Genomic DNA, 7,092 nt, shown 5'->3' on the forward strand with positions numbered 1-7,092 from the left:
TTATACTGCGGGCCTGAAGAGAGTGGGACGAAATACTGTCCCGGCCCGGAGGCTAAGTAGAAGGAAATGGCGCACCTAGGAGGAGAAAGTTCGAACACCTTGTTCGATATTCTCGCTCGATGGAATCAGGTGCTTAGCGCAATCCAAATCCCCGCAAATGCCCCCGAACGGGACATTTGCGGGGTGGCGCGATGACGGCAAAGACACCTCCCTTCTCCCTCAGACTGACTTTTGAAGAGCGCGCTAGGCTTGAAGAACTCGCTGGCGACATGCCGCTTGGAGCGTATATCCGCCGCAAGGTCTTCGATGGGCAGGGCCTCAAGAAGAAACGTGCACGGGCGCGGTCCCGTCGCCCCATCAAGGATGAACAGAAGCTGGCGCAGGTCCTTGCCATGCTTGGGCAGTCAAGGATCGCCAACAATCTGAACCAGCTCGCAAAGATGGCCAATCTCGGCACGCTGCCTGTTCTCCCCGATACGGAACGCGACATTCGGCGCGCATGCGCCGACGTGGCGCTGATGCGGCGGGAGCTGCTTCGCGCGCTCGGCCATCGTACCGATGTGGAGCCGTCATGATCCTGAAAGGATCACAACGAAGCGGCGCAAAACAGCTCGGGCTGCATCTCCTCAAGACAGAAGAAAACGAGCATGTCGAGCTGCACGATATTCGCGGCTTCATGTCCGATGATGTCGTCGGCGCGCTCCGCGAAGCCGAAGCCATCGCCAAAGGCACAAAGTGCCGACAGTTCATGTTTTCGGTGTCTCTGAATCCGCCCGAGAACGAGCGTGTCCACGTTCGCACCTTCGAAAAAGCACTCGAAGCCATCGAAGAGAAAAACGGCCTGACGGGCCAGCCGCGCGTCGTTGTTTTCCACGAGAAGGAAGGACGGCGGCACTGTCATGCGGTATGGAGCCGGATCGACCCCGAGACGATGACCGCAAAGCCGATGTCGTTCTACAAGAACAAGCTTCGGGAAGTCTCGCGCCAGCTCTATCTAGAGAACGGCTGGCAAATGCCGCGCGGCCTGATCGATCCGAAGGACCGCGACCCACGCAACTTCTCGCTTGATGAATGGCAGCAGGCCAAGCGGATCGGACGCCACGCGGGCGAATTGAAAGAACTGATACAGGAAGCCTGGGCGACTTCGGACTCAGCTCGCACCTTCGCACACGCTCTCGAAGAGCGCGGCTTTTATTTGGCGCGCGGGGATCGGCGCGGCCATGTGGCTGTCACCTTCGAAGGTGAAGTCATCTCGATCTCGCGGGCGACGGGCAAGAAATCTAAAGAGCTGCACGCTCGTCTTGGAAAGCCCGACGCATTGGACAGCGTAGAGGAGACCCGCAAACGGATCGCCGAAGATATTCTCCCGCGCATCAAGTCGCATGTCGATAAAGCGCGCGCGTCCGCCCGTGTCGAACTCGATCAACTGAATGCGCGCCGCATGGAGATGGCAAAGGCGCATGCCGTGGAACGCGCCAAGTTGGACGCAGGCCAGAAGGCGCGGTTTGAAGCTGAAGCCCGCACAAGAGCGGATCGCTTCCGCAAAGGCATGATGGGCCTGTGGGATCGTCTGACAGGCAAGCGGGCTCAGCTCGAAAAACAGAACCAGTTTGAAGTGATGTGGGCGCTTCGCCGCGATCAGGATCAGCGGCAAATGACGATCAATGCGCAACTGCGCGAGCGCGGTGAGCTGCAAAAAGAAATCAATGCTGCGCGCACCAAACATGCGCAAGCCTTGCGCGCCCTGCATCGCGATGCTGCAAATTATCGCCTGATGCGCCGTGGGGAAGAGCCCAAGTCAAAGACCGCCTTCGAGCGCTTGGACACATTGCGAGCGGAACCGAAAAAGCAGCCCGAGCGTCCACGCTTCGACAAGCTCAAAGAGCGCAAGTCCGAGCGTCAGACGCGTTCCACCACGTCGGCGCAAGATCGCTTGCGCAAACTGCGCGAGCAAAAAAGAGAAGGACCGTCCTATGACGGTCCTGATCTCGACCGATAGAAATCGCTAGAACAATGAAAGCTGACGCGCGGCTTCTTCGCGCTTCTTCCATTGCGGGGTCTGCGCTTCGTGCTCAAGCCACGCGAGTACGTAGGCAACAGCCCCGCCATATTCGTCCGTGACATCGCTGTGCAGATAGTGCGAGCGATAGCCTGTCTCGGTGATGGGGATTATCCCATCGCCGATGACGTTGACTTCGATATGGTCGAACGTCGACCACTGATGTCGATGATAGCTGATGCTTATCGCGACACCGTGCCAGTCGATCTGACTGGTGACTGGGGCGCTCATGAGCGCCCCGCGTCGTTTGCAGGTGAAGCCGTGTCTTTCAGCGGCTCGCGCAAGACGATCCGACCGCCGACAGGCAGGGATTCGAGCTGAAGCGTGTAGCCTTTGGCGTCCTTGTGCATCCAGGCTGCGCCGACTTTGTTCCAGAAGGATTTGTCGCCTTTCTGGGTGACGTGCCACGCCAGAAACTCCGGTGCGCGGAACTCGCGTGTGCGCTCTTGCGCGGTGTGGGTGTTGTTGCGTGCCATGATTGATCTCCTTTGTTCGGGTTGGCTTGCTAACGCCTCCCGATGAGACCGAAGGCAAAGGATCGCCGCGTCATGTCCAACACGGGTGAGGCCACCGCCGAACTGGTGCGGGCAGGATATTGATGCGCGATCCGCGTTCGGTCAGGGGAAAGGCGAATTGCGGCAAGCCGTGCGCGGGCAAAGGTCCGTTCATGCTGCGCTGACTCCCGACACCGAATGCCTGTTCACACGTTCCTCAGCGCCACCTTCCGATTGATTTCTAGTGCGTTACCCCGATCCATCAGCGCCTTCACTGGGCCATGGATGATGTGTGCGAGGGCCGAAAGGCCCTGAACGGTTCGGGGCCTCCTGACAATCAACAGGAGGTGACGATGAGACTCATCACACGCTTCGATGCAGCATCGCGCAGCACAGCCGAACTGCATGCACTCTTACGCGAGGCTTTCAACGCCTTTGCATCCGCTCCTCGCGGATCGATTGAACGCAGCAATGCTCTTGCATCGCTGCACAATATTGAGGACGAACTGGCGGTCCGCCCGCCAGGTCTATGAGGCCATCTACGCGGCTGGCCGAAGGCCAGCCGCGAATTTTGCCCAATTGTCACGCGACGTTGCTCACTTCTTCGATGACAGGCTGAAGCTCATGCAGGAAATCGGCGGCGCGCTGGGCATGCGCGGCGGCGCTGAAGATCGCGCGCTTGTCGTTTTGCAGGACCTTGAGCCAGCTCTGAATATACGCCGCATGATCGGCGCGCGGTTCGGGTGCTAGTTCAAGGTCGGCGCATAGAAATGCTGCGCCAAGTTCGGCGACAAGCTCTTCGCGGGCATAGCCTTCATCGCCCCAACGCTTGCGCCCGAATTCACGGTCAAGGCGTTTGGGGTGCTTGGTCCAGTGGGTCAGCTCGTGCGCCAAGGTCGCATAGTAGCTTTGCGGGCTTCTGAAGGTCTCAAAAAACGGCATTTGCACATGGTCGCTGCCGCCGCTGTAATGGGCAGACTTGCCGCCATGGCGAATGTCTGCGCCCGTGCTCGCAAAGAAACTTTCCGCATGCTGAATGCGTCGCGCGGGATCGATGATCGCTTTCGGCTTGGTGTAATAGTGCTCGGGTAAGCCTTCGATCTGCTCGACATTGAAGACGCTGTATCCCTTCATGAACGGGATTTTGCGCTCCTCCTCGCTGCCGTCGTCCTGCTCTTCGGTCTTGGTGATCGTGTTCGCATAGACAACCAGATTGCCGCGCTCGCCTTTCTTCACATGTGCGCCAAGCTCCTTCGCCTGTTTGAATGTCATCCAGTACGGGGAGAGATAGCCCGCCTCGATGCTGGCTCCCCAAAGCATCAGGATATTGATGCCGCTATAGGGCACGCCGTTATGGCGTAGCGGCTTGGTGATTTTGCCTTCCATATTGCCCGAGCTCCATGGCTTCAGCCATGTCAGCTCGCCTTGCTCAAGGTCGGCAATGATCTTGTTGGTAACCCTTTCATAAATGTCGGTTTTCATCTGTGTCCCCCTTTCTTGGGTAGTCGGTTGCGCATGCAACCGGACTAGGCCCGCGCCAATGAGCGGGGGGACGGCCGTCCAGACCGAAAGACATGGAAGAGGTGCGGGCGCAGGCGCAGCCGAGCCACGGGCCATGGCTTTCGCCCGAAGCCATAGCGAAGGGCTTGGTCTTGACGGAGGACGGGGCCGCAGGCCCTCGAAACGAAAAGGAAGAAGTCAGCCCGCGAGGGCTGTCAGATGATCCGCAAGGGATCGAAGCCGAATGGCCGAGACAGCTTGCTGGCTCGGTTCACGAGAGCCCGATCTGAAAGTGGCGGTAAAAACATGACAAAGGTGAACTGATAATGCCATGATATGCTTATAGAAAAATACGCATCCTGAATCTTCTCGATGATTGCGCAAGGAGAGGTATGAGCAAAATATATTCTAACGGTCCGAGCAAGGATTACGTGATCAATCCGTTTTCGCACATGGTGGCCGCGTCTTCTCGATTACATCTCGCAGCACCCTACTTCACGCAGGCACAGCCGCTTCTGGACGCCGCAAAGGGCGGCAAGAGCGTTCAATTATTGATCGGTCTAAATGAAGCGACGAGTCCCCAGGCACTGCGCAACATCTATGAGGTTTCAGGGATAGCAATCCGCTATCTCACCAGTAGATTTCACGCAAAAATATACATCTTCGACGATACCGCCCTATTGGGTTCCGCAAACCTAACCGACGGAGGTCTGCGTGCTAACCGCGAGGCTGTGATCACACTAGACCGTGAAGACGACGCAGAAGCGCTTGAGGAAGTCCGAGCATTGTTTGTTGAACTGTGGGATGCGGGACAGGTTCTCACCCGCGAAAAGCTCGACACGTTCGAGAAGACCTACCACGATCTGCGCCGAAAGACTCCCGATCCCCAAAAGGAGATTGAAGCCGCGCTCGGCCAGGCTCAGCCGCACAACATCAATGTCGCAAGCCATGAAAAATCAAGCGAACGCGTCTTCCTCGAAACCCTGCGGCAGGAGGTCTACGAGCAGTACCGCCCTGCCTTCAGCGATGTTACGTCCATTCTCGACGCGCACGGGTTTCGTCGTCCCGACCTCGCTGACGTTGGCATTGAGAATGAGACAAACCGCTTCCTGAACTATGTTCGGTTGACCCATGTGATTGGTGATGAGGCATGGCAGTCCGCACCGCTAAGGTCCGCAGACGACCGCCGCCGCGAAATCATGCACTATGCCCAAGAGTGGGTAGACGCCGCGAACAATCGTGTGCCCGAAGACTACGCGGCTTGGCTGCGTACCGTAGAACAGACATTCGGGTCGCGCGAAGCGATAGAAGCAGCAGACAAAGAGCGGATCATGGAGGGCCTAATGTCGCTCCATGCGTTTACCGAGCAACTCCGCTTCGTAAAAGGCGGGCTGAAAAATCTTCCCGCTGAATTCTGGAAGTCCAACAATGATGATTTGGAGCGTGTAAAGACCACACTTGTCTACCTGCTCCACGGCCCAGGCGATTTCATCCAACGCTTCCATGATGTTCTTTACGACCAATCAATGAAGCTAAAGCGTTTCGGGTACTTCTGCGCGCTCGAACTCTACGGGACCATCAAGCCCGATGAATGCCCGCCGATGAATGGCCGCATGGCCAAGGCGCTGCGTTTCCTCGGCTACGATGTGAAGGGAGGTTAAGCACCAGGCAGAGGTAACAAGCATGTCTCTATACACATATCGCCATTCAAGCTAGCTTGGTTCTGAAACAGTCATGACACAGCTTTCTACATTTGACACAAAAAACTTTCCTACCATTGCCGACACTCGACTGTTGGGAGTTCGTTCTTGTTTAATCTACTATGTCACGACGGGCCGTAACGCGTGGCACTCAACATGGGTTCAACAGTATTCCAACGGGTGCATGCATACATCAATCTCATCTGCAAAAGAGTATGCAGAGAGGCTAAGAACTCAGGGCACTGTCTTTACGATAAAGCAGCAGCCAAGCATTGGTTTGCTTACTACTTCGGGAGCGGTCTTCGTCACACAGATAAACACGACTTCGCCTCTGTCAGATTACTCTGAAGATGCGCTGCACGATGCCCCGCAAGATGGCGCAAAGCTCATAGATGGAGCGCAGAACAACTACATGAAGGAAGGCGCAAGTACACTTGGTGCCATTCTATCCTTTGACCGTCTAAGTCGTTTTTGGAGAACACCGCCTCCTGCAAAAAACTCAGTAATTATAATTACAAGCGAGCAAATAGATGTGAATATTGACCCTATTGAAAAAGAAAAACTGAAGGCTTGGTCATCATACTCCAATGGAAGTGGGTATCTTCTCGGTTGGCGAGAACGAGAAAACAATCTCTCAACCAATGCCATCAGAAAAATAGCCGACTAGGGATACGTACGTTCTCTTACACTGTTCGCCCTACCGCCATGTGGCGATACACTTGACGAAATCTCTCATATATAGAATTTAAACGGCTGTCGTTCTGCATCTTGTGCGCTGCCCATGACAAGCACGTCGCCCACCTTGTCAGCAAAGCGGATAGTTACGGGGAGAGAGTCACCGAACGCAGAAGAGTTGTAGTTGATCTTGGTCAGCTTCATGATGTCGCTGAGCACAACCTCGATATCGGGCAAATCTCCCGTCGCCCGAAGTATTGTTACTGACCCAGCCCCGTGATCCGGGCCGTTCATTCGGAGAGTCTGTTCGCCTTTCTTTCTGTTGTTGATGGCGTGGTCAAGGCCCGGGGAGTGGAGCTTCCCCGCGGCTCAAGCGAGCCGGGCCTTCGGCGGCGCAGCCGCCGTTCGTAGGTTACGGGGCTGAGGCCGCCGAGTGATGTGTGTGGCCGGACCGTGTTGTAGTCTATCCGCCAGGCTTCGATGATGCGCCGGGCGTCACCGAGACTGTCGAAGAGATGCTCGTTCAGGCACTCGTCGCGCAGCCGGCCGTTGAAGCTCTCGACGAAGGCGTTCTGTGTCGGCTTTCCCGGCGCGATGTAGTGCCACTCAATGCCGGCCTCGCGCACCCATTTCAGGATCGCATGACTGGTCAGCTCCGTGCCAT

The 7,092-nt window shown here is 56.5% G+C and carries 9 protein-coding genes and 1 pseudogene; 5 read left to right on the top strand and 5 right to left on the bottom strand.

What is annotated here, in order from left to right; translation table 11 throughout:
- The first annotated feature begins 191 nt into the window (after nucleotides 1-191).
- Nucleotides 192-575, top strand: a complete 384-nt coding sequence (gene mobC / locus B8784_RS16510) for a plasmid mobilization relaxosome protein MobC (protein WP_084399009.1) — start codon at nucleotides 192-194, stop codon at nucleotides 573-575.
- Complete coding sequence (locus B8784_RS16515) at nucleotides 572-1,999, top strand: relaxase/mobilization nuclease domain-containing protein (protein ID WP_084399010.1); 1,428 nt, start codon at nucleotides 572-574, stop codon at nucleotides 1,997-1,999. The genes mobC and B8784_RS16515 overlap by 4 nt, the downstream gene beginning before the upstream one ends.
- A gap of 6 nt (nucleotides 2,000-2,005) precedes the next feature.
- On the opposite strand, the gene B8784_RS16520 is transcribed toward B8784_RS16515, so the two are convergent.
- Nucleotides 2,006-2,290: a hypothetical protein gene (locus B8784_RS16520; RefSeq protein ID WP_084399011.1), complete on the bottom strand. Its 285-nt coding sequence runs from the start codon at nucleotides 2,288-2,290 to the stop codon at nucleotides 2,006-2,008.
- Nucleotides 2,287-2,535: a hypothetical protein gene (locus tag B8784_RS16525; RefSeq protein ID WP_084399012.1), complete on the bottom strand. Its 249-nt coding sequence runs from the start codon at nucleotides 2,533-2,535 to the stop codon at nucleotides 2,287-2,289. The genes B8784_RS16520 and B8784_RS16525 overlap by 4 nt, the downstream gene beginning before the upstream one ends.
- A 371-nt stretch (nucleotides 2,536-2,906) precedes the next feature.
- On the opposite strand from B8784_RS16525, the gene B8784_RS16530 reads away from it, so the two are divergent.
- Nucleotides 2,907-3,086 (top strand): hypothetical protein, encoded by a 180-nt coding sequence (locus tag B8784_RS16530; protein ID WP_084399013.1) that lies wholly within the window; start codon nucleotides 2,907-2,909, stop codon nucleotides 3,084-3,086.
- Between the two features lie 49 nt (nucleotides 3,087-3,135).
- Here B8784_RS16530 and B8784_RS16535 read toward each other — a convergent pair whose 3' ends face one another.
- Nucleotides 3,136-4,035: an ArdC family protein gene (locus tag B8784_RS16535; RefSeq protein WP_084399014.1), complete on the bottom strand. Its 900-nt coding sequence runs from the start codon at nucleotides 4,033-4,035 to the stop codon at nucleotides 3,136-3,138.
- A gap of 410 nt (nucleotides 4,036-4,445) precedes the next feature.
- Here B8784_RS16535 and B8784_RS16545 point away from each other — a divergent pair, with 410 nt between their 5' ends.
- Both B8784_RS16545 and B8784_RS21400 read left to right on the top strand, forming a co-directional pair.
- Complete coding sequence (locus B8784_RS16545; protein WP_084399016.1) at nucleotides 4,446-5,714, top strand: phospholipase D family protein; 1,269 nt, start codon at nucleotides 4,446-4,448, stop codon at nucleotides 5,712-5,714.
- Nucleotides 5,715-5,787: 73 nt separating this feature from the next.
- Nucleotides 5,788-6,420, top strand: a complete 633-nt coding sequence (locus B8784_RS21400) for a hypothetical protein (RefSeq protein WP_143435581.1) — start codon at nucleotides 5,788-5,790, stop codon at nucleotides 6,418-6,420.
- 65 nt (nucleotides 6,421-6,485) lie between these two features.
- On the opposite strand, the pseudogene B8784_RS16550 reads toward B8784_RS21400, so the two are convergent.
- Nucleotides 6,486-6,671, bottom strand: a pseudogene (locus tag B8784_RS16550) (argonaute/piwi family protein); the annotation flags it as partial.
- A gap of 47 nt (nucleotides 6,672-6,718) precedes the next feature.
- Nucleotides 6,719-7,092: integrase core domain-containing protein (locus B8784_RS16555; protein ID WP_233355963.1), on the bottom strand; the 374-nt coding region annotated here is incomplete at its 5' end.

Origin of the sequence: Henriciella aquimarina, from assembly GCF_002088975.1 — a bacterium.
Taxonomy (GTDB): domain Bacteria; phylum Pseudomonadota; class Alphaproteobacteria; order Caulobacterales; family Hyphomonadaceae; genus Henriciella; species Henriciella aquimarina.